The organism is Acidobacteriota bacterium, assembly GCA_026393675.1.
Taxonomy (GTDB): domain Bacteria; phylum Acidobacteriota; class Vicinamibacteria; order Vicinamibacterales; family JAKQTR01; genus JBAXOX01.
Map to the genome: position 1 here is coordinate 1 of JAPKZQ010000005.1, position 16678 is coordinate 16678.

Sequence of the window (16678 nt, forward strand, 5' to 3'; positions counted from 1 at the left end):
CATACAGGTCCCGCTTCTGCTGGAGGTCTCACGACCTCACGCAGGGGACCGCGCTACCCTACTGCTCAGCGGTTCATAGGGGTGGGCTCCTTTCATCCCACGAGGAACACGCCGCTTCACGGCGCACCAAAACGCGCCTTACCGGGAAGTGTCGCCGCGGCGGGGAAAGGGGTCGGACCTGTTTTCGTTGCCGGTCCCGCGAAAATAGGTCCGACCCTTTTTCCCCCCTGTCTTGGCCCTCACGGCTCGTTTTGCAGACTAACGCCCTTCGACTTCGCTCAGGACTTCGCTGTCGGCTTGGTTCGAGGGGCCGCTCCGGAAACCGTCCTCCTGCAGAGATCACCGCGCCCCACTGTAACGTGCGGGCGTGTCAGTCGACCGTCTACTGACTACCGACTATTGACTTCTTGTATCGTCATTCCGGCGAACGCCGGAATCCAGGTTGGGCGCAATCAATCGCGTCTCTACAAGACGGACGGGTTCGGGGGCCTGCCTCTACGACGGACATGTTCGGGTGTAGGGGCAACCCCCTGTGGTTGCCCCGATGTCTGGGCGGGCACAGGGGCCCGCCCCTACTTCTGCGCAGCGCCGAGCACGAAGTTCTCGATCCTCAGCGGCCGCGTCACCGTCCCGAGCACCTTGGTGTCCATGCGGACCAGTTCCGCGTTCTTCAACCATTCGTCGTCCATCCCGGCCGCGCCAGCGGGAATGTCACGTGCGCTGAAGAACAGTTGATGGACTTGCGTCGTGGCGTGCGACATGCCGAAGTACATCGCGTATGCGGCGGATCGGAAACCGCTCAGGGTCCCGAACAGCGCAACCCGGCTCGTTGCGTTTCGCAGAATGAAATCCTGTCGATCGTTGGTATATCGGTACCCGCTGAAATCCTCCAGGTATGTCTGGCGCATGACCACCGTGATGCCTGACGGCGTTCGGCTTACCGATTCAATTGAAGCGACTCCCCGTTGCGAAATCGATATCCTGCTGCCAGCTTTGAGGGGTGCGGCGGCCCCGGCACTGTACCGGTAGGCCAGCATCGTCACGGTCGCGTTAACCCTCGCCGATTGACCGCGGTACCGCTGGAATTGCGCATCCGGAATCTCGAGAACCGCCAGACGATACGGCGTCCATTTGAACGTTGACGGAACGACAAGTTCCGGGTTGCCAAGCGCCTGACGGATGCTCTTATAGGGCTGATCGTCAGCTGTGAGTGGCCTCCGCGCGCTGGAGGGCGGCGACTGGGCCCCAGGCCATCGTCGGGCCCACGTGGCGACCGAATGGTCCTGGAATTCAAGGTCCGACCGAACCTCCACTGGCCTGAACCACATCGCCTCTGGCTCGCCCGACGTAACGACTTCGAACGACACCTGACGCACAAGCGTCATCTTGCCAATCCCGACGACGGCAGCGACGATGAATTGCACCATGTCTCTTGTGACGATGGCCAGCCCCAGTGCCATCAAGGCGATCACCGCCTGCTCGTAACTCGCATTCGAACCGCCGATGCTGGCAGCTCCGAGCTCCAGGCCAAGCAGATACAGCACCACGGTCGCCACAACGCCCGGCAGCACAACAAGCCACAGCAAAGCCGATATCAGCTTGCTGGCGAGAAGCGCGAGCCTGGAGATGGGCCGGGTTCGCCAGAACGTCGTCGTGCCAACGGTCGGATCGGCGTGAACGAGCATCGCGACGATCACGACGGTGGCGACCCAGCGGACCGCGGCCAGGCCGAACGTGACACTTAGACGACCAATCTCGGGAAGGCCGATGTTATCGATGGGACCCAGGTAGAAGATCGTGCCATCGACGAGGAGGAGTACTCCCCACACCGCGAGCGGCACGCGCAGCGCGAGCGCATCAAACCACGCGAGGTGGAGGACTCGCCTCATAGCACACCGCCTGGACGGGATTCGGGGTTAGGGATCAGGGGTTGGGGATTAGGGGTTCGGAAAGGCCGTGTGGCGTGTGATTTCCTGGGATCGCCGGGCTCCAGCCCGGCCCGCGTCGTAGCCACGCTGGAGCGTGGCGATCCCAGGGGATTTGTCTGGCGGCTTCGGCGTGGCAGGCGGGACTTGGGGTTTCGGTTCGGGATTCGGGTTCGGATTCGGAATCCGGCGTTCGGCGCTCCCGCCGAGGATGAAATTGTCAATCGTCAACGGGCGCGTCAGCACCCCGAGCGGCCTGGGCTCGACGAGCACGAGTTCGGCGCCGTCCAGCCACGCCGCGTCCACACTGAAGCGCTGCGCGAATTCGGATGGAACCTGCACCTTCAGCACACCGTGCGTCGTCGTCACCCCAGTGGGCGCAATGCCGGTTGTGGCAGTGAATCCCTTGACGTCGCTCCATGCGACCAGCACGACTGTGTGCCATGCGCGGAGTGTGAGGTACTGATAGGCGGCCGCCGCCAGGCCGCCGGTAATCACGGCGACGGCATAAACGGTCGGTTGGCCGCCCCGCAGGGTGTCGCCAACCGATGGCCATGCCAGCGTCAGCACGGGCAGGAGCAGGAGGTTGAACACCGACACCAGCGTCACGCCTGCAATCCCGGCCACGACGACCTGGCCGATGTTGGCGGTGACGAGGGCCGCCATGACACCCATGGCCAGGATCACGGCCTGCTCGAGGCCGATCAACCCGCCACCCGCGAGGGCATCAAGCGGGCTCATGCCAAGCCAGAACAGCACGGCCGCCATGACGACGACTGGGGCCACAACGAGCCAGAGGACCGCCGAGAGCAGTTTGGCCGTGAACCGCAGGCCGCGCGGGATCGGACACGTCATCCAGAACGCCGTGGTGCCGACCAGCGAATCCGACTGCACCAGCAGCGCCGCCACCACGGTGGTCCAGCCGAAACGCACAAGCTCGATCCCAAAGTCGTAACTGACGCGGGTGGAGGACCTGCCGAAACCCTCGGGGCCGGCGACGAAGAGCGCCGCCTGCGCCAGCAGCACCAGTCCCCACACGGCCAGCAACTCGCGCTGGGCCCGGAGGTCGGCCCCCATCACGTTGCGGATGAGCCTCCACGCGTTTACACGCGCTTCTCCGGCTGGCGAAACGACCGGGCCAGCGTGATGAAGATCTGTCGAAGCGACATCGGGGATGCGGTGATATCCAGCGCGGCGGGCAGCACGGCGCGTACTTTGGGCCCGATGTCAGCATCGGCGAATGCGCTCTCGACGAACCGGATGGTGCGGCCGGCGGTGGGACAGATGCTGGGTTTCGATGGCATACTGCATGGCGACTCCGACTTACCGGGCCGGCCGGTTCAGGCGATTCCAGTGCTCGATGACCGCGTCCACCACGTCCTGCACGTCGAGCCCCAGATGGCGGGCGTCCACGGCGAGCCGCTCGACGTCCTCGCGAAGAAGCAAACGCCGCTCCTCCGAAGACGAGGCGCCGCGCTCGGCGACAAACGTGCCGATGCCGGGCCGGACATCGAGCATGGTGTCGCCGACCAGCGTGGCCACCACCTTGTGCGCGGTGTTCGGGTTGATACGCAGTTCCCTGCTGAGGGTGCGAACCGACGGGAACTCGTCGCCAGGTTTCAAGCGGCCCGACACGATGGCCCGCTTGACGGCAAAGACGACCTGTTCGTGAACCGAGAGGCCGGGACGCAGGGTGACAGTGAACGGCAACACGATGGTGTACTAGATACACTAGTACAGCTAGGACAGTCAAGGGGATTCAGGATTAGGGCTTGGGGATTCGGCGTCCCGGATTCGGGGTTCGGAAAGGTAACGCGGCGATTCGCGGAGCGGCCCCTCGAACCAAGCCGACAGCGTCAGTTCGGCAAAACGTGCCGATAGGGCCAGGACGGGTTGCGCGAATAGCGCGATCGTCAGGACGGCGACGCGCCCCGGTAAGGCATGTTTTGCCGGCTTGCGTGAGCGGGGACGCGAAGCGAAACGCCACGTCACCGCTCACCGGCCCGCGTGATACACCACCGCCGGCGTTCAGTCTCGGGAGCTGTTGAGAGGATCGTATGAACCACAAAGTGCGCACGCTGGTTGGAATCATTGTTGTTGGACTGGTGTTTGCGGCTGCGGCCCTGGCCCAGACCGGGCCGACGGTCGACCAATTGATCAATCTCAAGCGCGCAGGCTCGCCCACCATCTCGCCGGATGGCACACTCGTGGCCTACACCGTGCGCGAGCCCGACTGGGACGCCAACACGTACAAGACCGAAATCTGGCTCGTCGACGTCGCAACTGCGAAGGCGCGTCAGTTGACCAACAGCAAGAAGTCCAGCGGCGCGCCAGAGTGGTCGCCTGATGGGAAGAAACTCGCATTCACGTCCGATCGGTCCGACAAACAGCAGATCTGGCTCATCAGCCCGGAGGCCGGCGAGGCCGAGGCGCTGACGTCCGAAGAGGACGGCGTGGGTGGCAGCTTCGCCTGGTCGCCCGACGGCAAGCAGATCGCCTACACGAAAGCTGATCCGAAGTCTGATGCCCTCAAGGACCGCGACAAGAAGTACGGCGAGTTCGAGATCGTGGACCTCGATCAACGCCTGTCGCATCTCTGGGTGATTGACCTCGACACGAAGAAGACGCGGCGCCTCACCCAGGGCGCCTTCACCGTCGGCAGCTTTTCCTGGTCGCCCGACGGCAAGGACATCGCCTTCGATCACACCATCAATCCAGACCCGTCAAGCGGCGGCACCGCGGACATCTCGATTGTGACCGTGGCCGACGCGAAGATCCGGCCGCTCGTGACGCAGGCGGGCCCGGACAATCGGCCGGTCTGGTCGCCCGATGGCAAGCAGATCGCGTTCGCGACCTCGATGGCCAACCCGTTCAACTACTTCACGAACAGTCACGTCGCCGTGATACCGGCCGCGGGCGGCGCCATTCAGGATCTGACGAAGGCCTTTGACGAGAGCATCGGCCCGAGCGCATGGAAGAAGGACGGGATCTACTTCACGGCGTCCCAGCACACCTGGGCCTACCTCTATCGCCTCGATCCGGCCACGCAGAAGACCACGAAGCTCACGCCTGGCACGGAGTGGATCGTTTCGAGCGTTACCTTCACGCCAGACCTCGTGACGGTCTCTTTCATGGGTTCCGGGCCGAAGCAATTCCCGGAAGTCTTCGTGGCGCCGCTCGCGACGATGGCGCCGAAGAAACTGACGGACATGGCGGCGCAGGTCGCGTCATGGCCGCAGCCCACGCATGAGGTCATCACATGGAAGAGCCAGGATGGCGCCGTCATCGAAGGCGTGCTCCACAAACCAGCCAACGTCCAGGCCGGCAAGCGCTATCCCCTGCTGGTGGTCATACATGGCGGCCCAACCGGCACCTCGCGCCCGGTGCCATTTGGTTCGACGACGACGTATCCGATTGATATCTGGCTGAACAAGGGCGCGATCGTGCTGGAGCCGAACTACCGCGGCAGCGCGGGGTACGGCGAAGCGTTCCGGTCGCTGAATGTGCGCAACCTCGGGATTGGCGACGCATGGGACGTCATCTCCGGCATCGACTATCTCGTGGCGGCGGGCCTGGCCGACAACGACAAGGTCGGCACGATGGGCTGGAGCCAGGGCGGCTACATCTCGGCGTTTCTGACGACGCACGACAGCGGACGGTTCAAGGCGGTATCGGTGGGCGCGGGGATCTCGGATTGGATGACGTACTACGTCAACACCGACATCCACCCGTTCACGCGGCAGTACCTCAAGGCCACGCCCTGGGACGATCCGAAGATCTACGCGGACACGTCGCCCATCACGTACATCAAGAAAGCCAAGGCGCCGACGCTCATTCAACACGGCGAACTCGACAAGCGCGTGCCGATTCCCAACGCCTACGAGCTCTACCGGGGTCTTCTCGACCAGGGCGTTCCGGCGAAGCTCATCGTCTACAAGGGTTTCGGCCACGGGCTGACAAAACCCAAGGCGCACCGCGCCGCCATGGAGCACAACATCGAGTGGTTCGGCCGGTACATCTGGGGCGAGAAGAAGGACGCGGCACCAGGCGCCACTCCCGCCGCCGCGCAGAAAGCGGCGAAGGTCCAGGACTTTCCGGGCGTCACCAACTTCGCACCCGTCGACGACACCTTCGCGTGCGGCGGAGCCATGAAGCCCGAAGCGGCCGACGAGCTGAAGAAGCGCGGTTACAAGGCCGTCGTCAACTTCCGGCCGATAGACGAGGAGGGTGCCAACGTCGCGCAGGAGAAGGACGCCGTCGAGAAGGCCGGCCTGAAGTTCATCCACGTGCCCTTCCGGCGAACGGATGCGAACATCCAACCGGCTGTCGAGGCGTTTCTGGCGGCCGTGAAAGATCCGGCGAACCGGCCGATGCTGTTTCACTGCTCGGGTGGAGTCCGGGCCTCCGCGATGTGGTTCTTCAAGCGCGTGCTCGCCGACGGCTGGACCATCGAGAAAGCGCTGCCTGAGGCCGAATCGATCGGCCTCACGTCGGCAGCCGTCAAGCAGTGGGCAGTGGACTACGTCAAAGCCGCGCTGGCAAAATGAGACTGACTTACTGGGGACTATCGGGCCCTCGCCTCCGTTGTCGGCGACTAGGCTAGACACTTGGGGGCCAGGCCCCTTTTCTCACTCCATTCTCATTTTCGTCCGTCAAACGAAAGCGACTGCACGAGCGTGTCGAGTTCGCTCTGCAGCGCTTTCCGTTTGGCCTCGCGATCAGCGATTTCGCGTTTGATCAGATCGAGCCGTGTTTCCTGCTCGTCCAACTGCCGCGTATACCGCGTGACCAGGTTCTTCTCTTCCGCGCTGCCCTTGAGCGCCTTCAGGTTCTCGCGCAGCCGCTCCTGATCTTTGAAGATTTGGCCTGTCTCGCTGTTGCGTGCATTGATCTCGGAGGCCACTGCCGCGATCTCGCCCTTCTTGGCCATCACGGCCCGTAACGCCTGCTCCGCCTCAGACGTGAGCGTGCGCTGGCTGACAAACTGGGTGAGTTGATCGTCGGTGACGGCCGACACCTGATAGGTCAATTCCACTGGGCGCACTTCTTCGACCGCGAGCGTCGCCGTGGATTTCGCCGCGAGCGGCACCCGGAACCGATAGACGCTGGGTGCGGTTTCGTCCGGCTTCGTCGTGCTGACCAGCTTCCAACCGGCCCGGTTCGGATGTTCGATCACGAGCATCCGGGCTTTCGCGTCCTGGTTGCGCACGGTGTAGGTGCGCTTGTCGCGGTACTCGCGCTGGAAGATCATGACGCCCTTCGCAATGCGTACGCTGCTGACGCGCTCGGGCCCGGCAGGATCCTGTTTCCAGTCGACGAGCAGGGCGAGGTCGGCTGCGTATGACAACAGACGCTTCTCGCCCGGCTTGACGGCATCCATCAACCCCTCGCCGGTGAAGGTGGCGTCCTCAAGGACCGAGAAGCTCCCCCCGTCCAGCGTGTAGGGCGTCGAGTTCGTCACCCACAGGGCACTGCGAGGCCGCTGCGACGTGGATGCGTTCCACACCGACACGCGTTCGGCCTCGACCTGCGCCGATACGATCGGGACCAGCGCCGACTGGTTCTTGCGGATTGTCACGGGTTCCTTGAGTCGGTATTCGAACAGATCGCCCAGTTCACGACCCTGCACGCCGCTTCCAACGATTTCGGCATTCGCGTAGAACGTGTCCACCACGACCGACTCGGCCACTCCACCGACGACCCCACCCACGACGCCACCCACGACCCCACCACCGCCGCCGCCCGCGCCCCCGCCTGCACCGCGCATCGCACGGGACACCGGCATTGGCGATGACGGCGCCATCATCGGAGCCGCGTCGGTCTTCGCGTCTGGTGACAGCGCTGCATCGTGCGTCTGTGGCGTCAACTGCGCGGCCGACGGCAGCGGGATCACTGGTCTCCGCCCGTAGAACGGCTGCGACAACGGCTGGATGAACGACTGCGGCGAGCCCGCAACCAGCGAGAGTTCGACGTTGGTCCAATCCTCGCCAATCGTGTTGTCGACAATCGCCCAGCCTTGGAGCAGCGGCTTGTCGCCGGCCTTCGAGGGGAGCACGAGGCGATACGTGCTCTTCCAGATCGGCACCTCGCTGATGTAGCTCACGTACAGTTGCCGCTCACCCACGCCAGAGGTCGCAATCGACATCCTCCGCAGGTCTTTCTGCCGCGTGGACGACACGATGTCGAGGTACCGGCGGATATCGCCCCGCAGGTCGCCCTCGAGCACCCGCACCGAGAGTCGCGATGTGACGTCAAAGCTCTTGATCTCTCCGGTGTCGGTCACAATCGCCAATTCGCGCGCGTCGACCTGCTTGTCGCCCTCGCCACGTGTTCGCTGCTCGACCGCCAGGATGCGGCCCGTCACCGAGCCAGCAGCACCCAGCACTTCGACTTTCGCCCCGCGCAGCGCGGAGAGCACCGCGAGAAGCGTAGTCTCCTCACCGAGCGGGAGCGACAACGCACCCAGTTTCCGGTTGGCCGGGTCATTGGTGTTGAAGCTGACGCCGGTGACTCTCCCGTTGCCAAGATCGACAGTCGTGAGCGACATGAGGACGTCGTTCAACTGACCGCTCGTGAAATCGATGGTCACCTGCTCGGTGCCGCGCACGCGGCCGAGGTGTTCGAAAAACCCGACACCGTTCTTGTAAAGCACCACGCGTTTGATGGGCAGCCTTGCCGACGCGCTGTCGAGCATGCCCGTCAGCACGGGCCCGCCGACCAGCGGCGCCGCAGCCGGGGGCGGACTCTTCGGCGGGGCGGTCTGGGCCTGCTGCGCCAGGCCGGGGATCTGGGTCAGAAGGGCAACGACACACGTGACGGGCAGCAACAATCGCATGAATCCCTCCAAGCGTATTAGACACCGCTGAGGAAAAGGGGTCGGACCTAATCTCAATCACTCCGTGCTCGTCATGCCACGTGGCAGATCTTGAAAATGGGTCCGACCCCATTTTCTGCTAGAACTCGACCCGCAGACCTCCAACGTATGTCCGGCCCCACTGGTAGGTCGGCTTCGGACCGCGGAGCGTCCGGCTCCACTGATAGACGAGCAGGTTGTCGCGGTTGTAGAGGTTGTCGACCTCGAAGTAGAGGATCGTCGATGCCCGTCCGCGCGCGAAGGTCTTGTCGACGCGAACATCCAGACGATGGTACGGCGGGTACTCGACGGCATTGATCTGCGTGAGATCAAAAACGGCTCTACCCACCTTGATCGAGGCCTTCGGATCAAACGGCGTGTACGGATGGCCGCTCACGTAGCGCCACCTCAGGCTGGCAGCCCAGTTACCCGGATACGTGTAAATCAGCTCCAGCCGGGCCTGATTGCGAAGCTCGTGCTGGGCTCGCCGCCAGACGTTGTCGAGCCCCATCTGGGACACGCGCCAGTACGAGTAGTTGGCGACAGCCTGGAGGTGGCTGCCGAGGCTCGCCGACACCACGGTATCGACGCCTCGCGCATGGACCCTGCCGCCGCTCGTCAACTGTCCGACAAATGGCGATTCGAAATCCGCAGCCGCGTCAACCAGCACATGTCCGGGCGCCAGACTGTCAATCGGGTAGTTGCGGTATTGCTTGTCGAATCCCTCGATACCGAGATGAATCCCCTGACGCACTTCGAGATCAACGCCCCCGCCACCCTGGATCGATCCGATGGGCACGAGCGACACGTTTTGCGGAGCGCTCGCCATCCAGATATAGGGCACGGCCTGCCGATACACGCCCCAGTAGCCGACAAGCCTCGCCCGGCTGCCGAGCAGGTAGTCGGCCTTGACGCGGGGGCTTCCCGTCGTGATCATCGACGCGCCCCACCTGTCGATGCGCACACCTGCCGACACCCGGCCCCGACCGACGAGCGGCAGCGTCGACTCGACGTACCCGGCGACATCGGCGAACGAATGCCGGCTCTTCGCCGAAATGTTCTCCTTGGCTGGTGAATAGGGCGTCCAGACCCCGTACGCGAGCAGCTCATAGTCAAACGTGAAGGCCTTGACGGCCACGCCCGCCAGCACGTCGCCAAACCACGTGTGTCGCCGCCGAAGGTCGGCTCTGAACCTGATGTCGACATCACGCCCGCGATCGAGTCCATCGACCACGGTCCCATTCCAGGACGTCGCGTCGAGCTCGCTTGTGCCAATACTCGCAACCACGGTCGACGCGGTCGTGGCCGACCAGGTCGAGTCGAATCTCACACCTGCCAGACCCACCCACTCCGAACCGTTGATCCGGTCGGTGCCCCCGTTGTAGTCCTCGATGTCGACCGAGTCGTTGGCTCCGATGCCGAGGAACTTGACCGTGTGCCTGTCGCCGACCCTGCGTTCAACGCGCACCAGCGCGTCGGCGTACTTCGGGACGACCTGCGATCCCTGCTCGTGAAACGTCAGCTCAAGCAGGCTGCGCCGCGCGGAAACGACCCACGACCCCTTGTTGTCGCCGAACGGCCGCTCGATCTCCCCCATCGCCCCGCCAACGCCAAAGCCAAACATGCCGTGCGTGCGGTCGGGCCTGGCTGGCCGCAGCGAGATGTCGGCGACCGATGACATCCGTTCGCCGAACGAGGCGGAAAACCCGCCAGCCTCGATCGTGCCGACATCAATGAGCCACGGCGGAATCATCGACAGGCCGCCGCCGGTGCCGCCCTGCGCGCCGAAGTGATTCGGATTCGGCACGTCGAACCCGTCGATGCGCGTCTGGTTTTCGATCGCGCCTCCCCCGCGCACGAGCAGGTCGTTGCGGTTGTCCTGCGAAGCCGCCACACCCGGCTGCGACTGAAAGGCGCGGAACACATCCTCGAGGGCGCCAGGCGCGGTCGCAATCGCCGCCCCGGTCAGCACTGGTGCGGCAGGATTGGTGATGGGTGTCGCATCGGGCAACCGTGGAGCGGCGCCCCTGGCCTCGGCCCGCATCGCCAACCGATACGCGACCTCAACGGTGACCGCGCACGGCGTTCCCGCGAGTTCAACGCGGAGCGGTGGCGATTCGGCGAAGCCTGGCGCCGAGGCGGCCAGCAGGTACGAGCCCTGCGCGAGGTTCAGGAGTTCAAAGCGACCATCAGGACTGGTCGTCGTCGACGAAACGACCTTGTCGTCTTGTCGCACCACGACCTGGACGCCCGCCACACCAGCGCGCGAGGCTGGATCGACGACCGTGCCGGACATGCGGCACGGACCCGCGGTCTGTGAACCCGCATGTAGCAGGAGAGTGAAACCGAGAATACCAATCGCGCTTGCTGGCATTATCGGAGCGTCTTCCTTGACCGCATGGTCGCCAGCGTGAGCACAATCAACCCCCACGCCAGCATCATCAGCGCGTCCGGCCAGAACGATTCCAGGCCGACACCCTTCAGAAAGATTCCGCGGACGATGACCAGGAAGTACCTGAGCGGGATCAGATAGGTGAGCGGCTGGATGATCTCGGGCATGTTCTCGATCGGGAAGATGAACCCGGACAGATAGATCATCGGAACCATGAAGAAGAACACGGCCGTCATCATGGCCTGTTGCTGCGTACTCGAAATGGTCGAGACAAACAGCCCGAGGCTCAGCGTGCACAAGAGGTAGACCAGCGACAACCCGAACAGCAGCGGAAAACTGCCGCGCAGCGGAATCTGAAACCACAGCACGGCCACGCCCACGACCAGAAACACCTGGATCACGCCAATCAGCCCGAATGGCAGCAGTTTGCCAACCGTCAACTCCCACCGGCGAAGCGGTGTGACGTTGAGTTGCTCCAGCGTGCCGAACTCCTTCTCGCGCACAATGGCCACCGCGCCAAGCACGGCGGTCGTGATCATCAACAGCAACGCCAGCACGCCCGGCACCATGAAGTGCTGACTGAGCAGTTGCGGATTGAACCAGACACGCGTGCGCGCCTCCAGTCGGCCGATAGGCCGCACTTGCCCCCCAGCGCCCAATCGCGCCAGCGCGACATCGACGGCCTTCTCCGCGATCAGGCTGGTGGCGTAGGCCAACCCGACCGTTGTCGAATTCGAATCGGTCCCATCGGCAATCACCTGGACGGTCACTGGCGTGCCGTCGGCAATGGCCCGCCCATAACCGGCCGGGATCGACACGGCCATCCATGCCGTCCGGTGCTGCAACGCGTCTTCCACATCCTCGTTTCTTGATGTCACGCCAACAATGCTGAAATACGGCGATCCCTCGAAGCGGCCAATCAGATCACGGCTCGCCGTCGATCGATCGGCGTCGACAACGATCGCGGGCACGTTCTTGACGTCGGTCGTGGCGGCATATCCGAGAATCCCAAGCTGGATCACCGGCGCGAAGAGCAGCACGCGCAGCATGCGCGGATTGCGCCTGAGTTCCTGGAATTCCTTGCGGACGAGAAAGCCAAGTCGTCGCATCTCAGGCTTTCTCCTTTGCGAGTCGCACCGAGGCGAGCCCGAGCACGCACACGGCATAGACGCCGAGCGCGGCGAGTTCCAGGCTGACGACGTGCGCGTCGACACCCTTCAACACGACCGCGCGCAACGCGGCCAGGAAGTACCGGGCTGGCACGACTACGGTGATCGCGCGAATCGGCGCCGGCATGCTCGCGATCGGAAAGATGAACCCGGACAGGATGAGGGTGGGCAGCAGCGAGATCAGGAGGCTCACCTGAAACGCAAGCGACTGGGAATCGACCAGCGTCGACACCAGCAGGCCCGTGCCGAGCGCGCCAGCAAGGAAGAGCGAGACCGTGAAGAACAGGAGCAGCCAGGATCCGCGCATCGGCAGCCCGAAGAGCAGCATCGCCGCGACAATGATGAAGAACGCCGACACCAGCGAGATCACGAAGTACGGAATCGTCTTGCCGACCACGTACGACACCGTGTTGATCGGGGCCATCCGCACCTGTTCCCACGTTCCCCGTTCTTTTTCGCGCACAATCGACATCGACGTCGACACGACGCTGCTGATCATCACGATAAAACCGATCAGGCCGGGTACCAGGAACAGCGTGCTGGTGAGTTCGGGGTTGTACCAGATGCGCGGCTCGGCGGAAATCGGCGGCGGCATCTGGGCCCCGGTGACCAGTTCCAGCTGCAGTTGCGCGGAGACGCCGCGGACAATCGCCTGCGCGTACCCGAACACGGTGATCGCCGTGTTCGCGTTGTCGCCATTGATCAGCACCTGCACCTGCGCGACGCGGCCGCTTCGCAGATCGCGACTCATGCCCTCCGGAATGACCAGCGCCGCCCTGATCTCGCCGCGGTCCATGAGCCGCTCGATGTCGGTCATCGACGTGACGGTGGCCACGATGTCGAAATACGTCGAGTTCGTAAACGAGGAGATCAGTTCGCGACTGTCGTGGTTGTGCTCGCGATCCATGACGGCGAGCCGCACGTGGCGGATGTCCCAGTTGAGCGCGTAGCCATAGAGCCCGAGGAAGAACGCGGGAACAAACAGCAGGATTATCAGCGTGCGCCCGTCGCGCACGATCTGCCAGAACTCCTTGCGGCCAACGGCCAGGGCCTTTCTCATGTCGAGGCCCCTCCGGCGCGTTCAACCACGTCCATGAACACGTCCTCGAGCGACGGCTGCACGAACTCAACCGACTCGGTCTTCAACCCCCGTTCAGCAAGTCGCTGCTGCAACGGCCCGGTGTCCCGTTCGCCCGGTTTGAGCCACACGTGGAGCGCCGTGCCGAACAGGCTCGTCTTCTCCACCGACGGCACATCGTCCAGCGCGCGCAGCGCCTCCATCGGCGAAGGCGTGCGCACTTCGACCACCGCCCGGTCGGAGAAGACGCTTTTCAGTTCGTGGACCGTGCCGAGCGCCGCAATGCGGCCGGCCTGCATCAACGCCAGGCGGTGGCAGTGTTCGGCCTCGTCCAGGTAGTGCGTGGTGACAAACACCGTGACGCCACCCTGCGACAGCTGATTGATGAGCGCCCAGAACTGGCGACGGGAAACCGGATCGACACCGCCCGTGGGTTCGTCGAGAAACAGGATGGGAGGCTCGTGGAGAATCGCGCAACCCAGCGCGAGACGCTGCCGCCATCCGCCGGCCAAATCCCGGGTCAACGTCCGTTCGCGTCCGCGCAGGCCAGCCATCTCCAGCACGAAGTCCCGGCGCGAGACGATGGCCTCGTCGTCGAGGCCGTAGAGGCCACCGAAAAACGTGATGTTCTCCTCGACGGTCAACAATTCGTAGAGGGAGAACCGCTGCGACATGTACCCGATCCGGCGCTTGACGCCCTCGGGGTCTCGGCCAACGTCAATGCCGCCGACGAGCGCCGTGCCGGAGGTCGGCTTGAGCAGGCCGCACAGCATGCGGATCGTGGTCGACTTGCCCGCGCCGTTGCTGCCGAGGAACCCGAAGATCTCACCCTGCTCGACATCGAACGACACGTGGTCCACGGCCACGAAGTCGCCGAAGCGCCGTGTGAGTTCACGAACCGTGACAGCCGGCATCCAGTGGTCTCCTGCGATCGGTGTCGTCTTCGGGACGTCAGCGGCCGAGCACGCGGTCGAGCCGCGCCTGGGCCAATTTGATCGTCGCGAGAGTGCGCGTGCGGCCTAGCTGCGCGCCAACGAGCGCCTGCTGCGCGTCGAGCACATCCGTACTTGACGCCAGGCCCGCCTTGAAGCGTTCAGCGACGACGCGCCTGGCCTCGGCGGCGCTCGCCACTTCGGCGGTGGCCGCCGCAATGGCGGCAACGGCCGAGGTCAGGTCGAGTTGCCGCTGCCGCACGTCGAATTCGAGAACGGTGTCGAATTCGGCCAGTCGCTGTTGGGCCGCACGCTCGCTCGCGCTCGCCTGCGCCACATCGGCTTTGACGCGTCCGCCATCCCACAACTGCCACGCGACGTTGACGCCAACGTCCCACGACTCGTTCCATGCGCCCGCACGCGGAAAGATCCTCGGGTTGGGGCGGGCGTAGTCGACGCCGCCACCCACCGACACCACGGGCTTCGACCCGGCCGCCGCTGCCGCCCGTTGCTGGCCGACACCGTCGACGCGAAGCTGCAGGGCCTGGCGCTCGGAACGATTCTTTCGTGCCTCGGCCAGAAGCTCATCGAATGTGGGGGCATCGGGCCGCGGTCCGTCCAGCGCGGCGGCCAGATCAATGCGAACGGCTCGCCCAAGGCCCGTCGCGCGTCGCAGGTCGGCCTCGGCCACGTCGCGAATGTTTCTGGCTTCGATCAACAGCACCTGTTGGCGCGAGCGATTCGCTTCCGCTGTCAGCACGTCATTGGGCGCCACAAGCCCCACGGCGAGCATGTTGCGCACATCCTGGAGGTGCGCCTCAACCAGCTTCAGCGCGTCTTCGACGACCGTGACGGACTCAGTCGCGGTCACGAGGCTCCAGAACGCGCGCGCCGCGTCGAGCCGGATGTCGGCTCGCACCGTCGCCACATCCTTTCCGGCGGCGTTCTGCTCGGCCTGCGCCGCACGATCGAGCGCCTCCAGACGCCCGGACGTGTAGACGGGCCACTGCACATCGAGGCGCGAACGCCAGTTGTCGGGCAGATCGGGATAGATCACCCGCGGCGGCATGCCGGGAATCTGAATGGCAAACTCGTCGACATGATTGGTCCGCGTATAGCCGCCAAGCAGGCTGACGATGGGCCTGTCGGCGGAATCGCGCAGGTCGGTACTCGCCTTTGCGGCGTCTTCGCGCGCTTCGAACTCACTGATGCGGTGGCTGGCCTTGAGCGCGAGGTCGATCGCCTCGACTACCGACAGACGAACTGGCGTCGACCCTTGCGGCGGCGTGGATGTCTGCGCCGAACTGGGCGCGGCGCCTGCCAGCACCATGGCGGCCAGTGTGCCCGTGACACAGACGATCCAACCTGTTCTGTTTCTCATGACAATCCTGCGTTATCGCGTAGGTGTAACACGGTCGATAAACACATCCTCGAGACTGGTCGGCACCACGCGGAGACTGGTCACCTCGACGCCAGCCTGTCGCAGCGCCTCGGCGATTCGCGTGACCGCCGACTCTCCCTGTCCTTGCTCCAACCGCGCGTGGAGCCGCTCGCCAAACGTCTGCACGTCCTGCACGCTCGCATCCTGCCGCACGACGGCCAGGGCCGCTTCCTGCGGTTCGGCAATCACCTCCACGATCTCGCCCGGGAACGTCGCGCGGATCGCCGACGGATGGTCGAGCGCCAGGACGAGTCCCTCGCTCATCAGCGCCACGCGCGAACAGCGTTCCGCCTCGTCTAGATAAGGCGTCGCCATGAAGATGGTGATGCCCTGCGACAGGAACTCCGAGAGCAGGCGCCAGAATTCACGGCGCGAGACCGGATCGACTCCGGTCGTCGGTTCGTCGAGCAGGACGACGGCGGGCTCGTGCACGAGCGTGCAGGCCAGCGCAAGCTTCTGCCTCATGCCGCCCGACAACGCTGCGGCGAGCCGGCCTCGGAACTTCGTCAACTGCATCATGTCGAGCAGCCGGTTGCGCCGCGCCTGGTACCCCTTGACGCCGTGGATCTCGGCGAAAAACGAGATGTTCTCGTCGATGGTGAGGTCGCCGTAGAGGCTGAACTTCTGGGAGAAGTAGCCAACCGTGCGCGTGATCGCATGGTGCTCAGTGACCGGATCCTTGCCAAGCACCCTGATGGTGCCGCCGTCGGCACCCAGAAGGCCGCACAGCAGTCGGATCGTCGTGGTCTTGCCGGCGCCGTCCGGACCGATCAGCCCGAACATCTCGCCCTTCCTGACATCGAACGACACGCCGCGCACGGCCTCGGTCTGGCCAAAGCGCTTCGTCACGTGTTCGAGCGTGATGGCAGCGTCGTTCATGGATGTGTG

12 protein-coding genes and 1 pseudogene are annotated in these 16678 nt (G+C 64.4%); 2 read left to right on the top strand and 11 right to left on the bottom strand.

The window, feature by feature from the left end; all coding sequences use genetic code 11:
- Positions 1 to 572: 572 nt before the first annotated feature.
- The 4 genes from NT151_02355 to NT151_02370 are packed head-to-tail and all read right to left on the bottom strand — an operon-like array spanning position 573 to position 3638.
- Positions 573 to 1889 (bottom strand): hypothetical protein, encoded by a 1317-nt coding sequence (locus NT151_02355; GenBank protein ID MCX6537769.1) that lies wholly within the window; start codon positions 1887 to 1889, stop codon positions 573 to 575.
- 48 nt (positions 1890 to 1937) lie between these two features.
- The gene (locus tag NT151_02360) at positions 1938 to 3005 is read right to left on the bottom strand and encodes a hypothetical protein (protein MCX6537770.1); all 1068 of its coding nucleotides are present in this window, start codon (positions 3003 to 3005) and stop codon (positions 1938 to 1940) included.
- A 23-nt stretch (positions 3006 to 3028) separates the two neighbouring features.
- Complete coding sequence (locus NT151_02365) at positions 3029 to 3229, bottom strand: hypothetical protein (protein ID MCX6537771.1); 201 nt, start codon at positions 3227 to 3229, stop codon at positions 3029 to 3031.
- Positions 3230 to 3248: 19 nt separating this feature from the next.
- The gene (locus tag NT151_02370) at positions 3249 to 3638 is read right to left on the bottom strand and encodes a GntR family transcriptional regulator (protein ID MCX6537772.1); all 390 of its coding nucleotides are present in this window, start codon (positions 3636 to 3638) and stop codon (positions 3249 to 3251) included.
- Positions 3639 to 3982: 344 nt separating this feature from the next.
- On the opposite strand from NT151_02370, the pseudogene NT151_02375 reads away from it, so the two are divergent.
- Both NT151_02375 and NT151_02380 read left to right on the top strand, forming a co-directional pair.
- Positions 3983 to 5956 (top strand): annotated as a pseudogene (locus NT151_02375) (S9 family peptidase).
- Complete coding sequence (locus NT151_02380; GenBank protein ID MCX6537773.1) at positions 5942 to 6472, top strand: sulfur transferase domain-containing protein; 531 nt, start codon at positions 5942 to 5944, stop codon at positions 6470 to 6472. The pseudogene NT151_02375 and the gene NT151_02380 overlap by 15 nt, the downstream one beginning before the upstream one ends.
- 92 nt (positions 6473 to 6564) lie before the next feature.
- Here the strand turns inward: NT151_02380 and NT151_02385 are convergent, their stop codons facing one another.
- The 7 genes from NT151_02385 to NT151_02415 all read right to left on the bottom strand — a co-directional run bounded on the left by NT151_02385 (position 6565) and on the right by NT151_02415 (position 16669).
- On the bottom strand, positions 6565 to 8760 hold the full coding sequence (locus NT151_02385) for a hypothetical protein (GenBank protein ID MCX6537774.1): 2196 nt from the start codon (positions 8758 to 8760) through the stop codon (positions 6565 to 6567).
- Between the two features lie 118 nt (positions 8761 to 8878).
- A complete protein-coding gene (locus NT151_02390) occupies positions 8879 to 11074 on the bottom strand; it encodes a TonB-dependent receptor (protein MCX6537775.1) in 2196 nt (731 codons plus the stop codon).
- A 77-nt stretch (positions 11075 to 11151) separates the two neighbouring features.
- A complete protein-coding gene (locus tag NT151_02395; GenBank protein MCX6537776.1) occupies positions 11152 to 12279 on the bottom strand; it encodes an ABC transporter permease in 1128 nt (375 codons plus the stop codon).
- Between the two features lies 1 nt (position 12280).
- Positions 12281 to 13399 carry an ABC transporter permease gene (locus NT151_02400; GenBank protein MCX6537777.1) on the bottom strand — a complete coding sequence of 373 codons (1119 nt, stop codon included), beginning with the start codon at positions 13397 to 13399 and terminating at the stop codon, positions 12281 to 12283.
- Positions 13396 to 14331: an ABC transporter ATP-binding protein gene (locus NT151_02405; GenBank protein ID MCX6537778.1), complete on the bottom strand. Its 936-nt coding sequence runs from the start codon at positions 14329 to 14331 to the stop codon at positions 13396 to 13398. Before NT151_02405 ends, NT151_02400 begins: the two co-directional genes overlap by 4 nt.
- Positions 14332 to 14368: 37 nt before the next feature.
- Complete coding sequence (locus NT151_02410) at positions 14369 to 15730, bottom strand: TolC family protein (GenBank protein ID MCX6537779.1); 1362 nt, start codon at positions 15728 to 15730, stop codon at positions 14369 to 14371.
- Between the two features lie 12 nt (positions 15731 to 15742).
- Positions 15743 to 16669 carry an ABC transporter ATP-binding protein gene (locus tag NT151_02415; GenBank protein MCX6537780.1) on the bottom strand — a complete coding sequence of 309 codons (927 nt, stop codon included), beginning with the start codon at positions 16667 to 16669 and terminating at the stop codon, positions 15743 to 15745.
- Positions 16670 to 16678 lie beyond the last annotated feature (9 nt).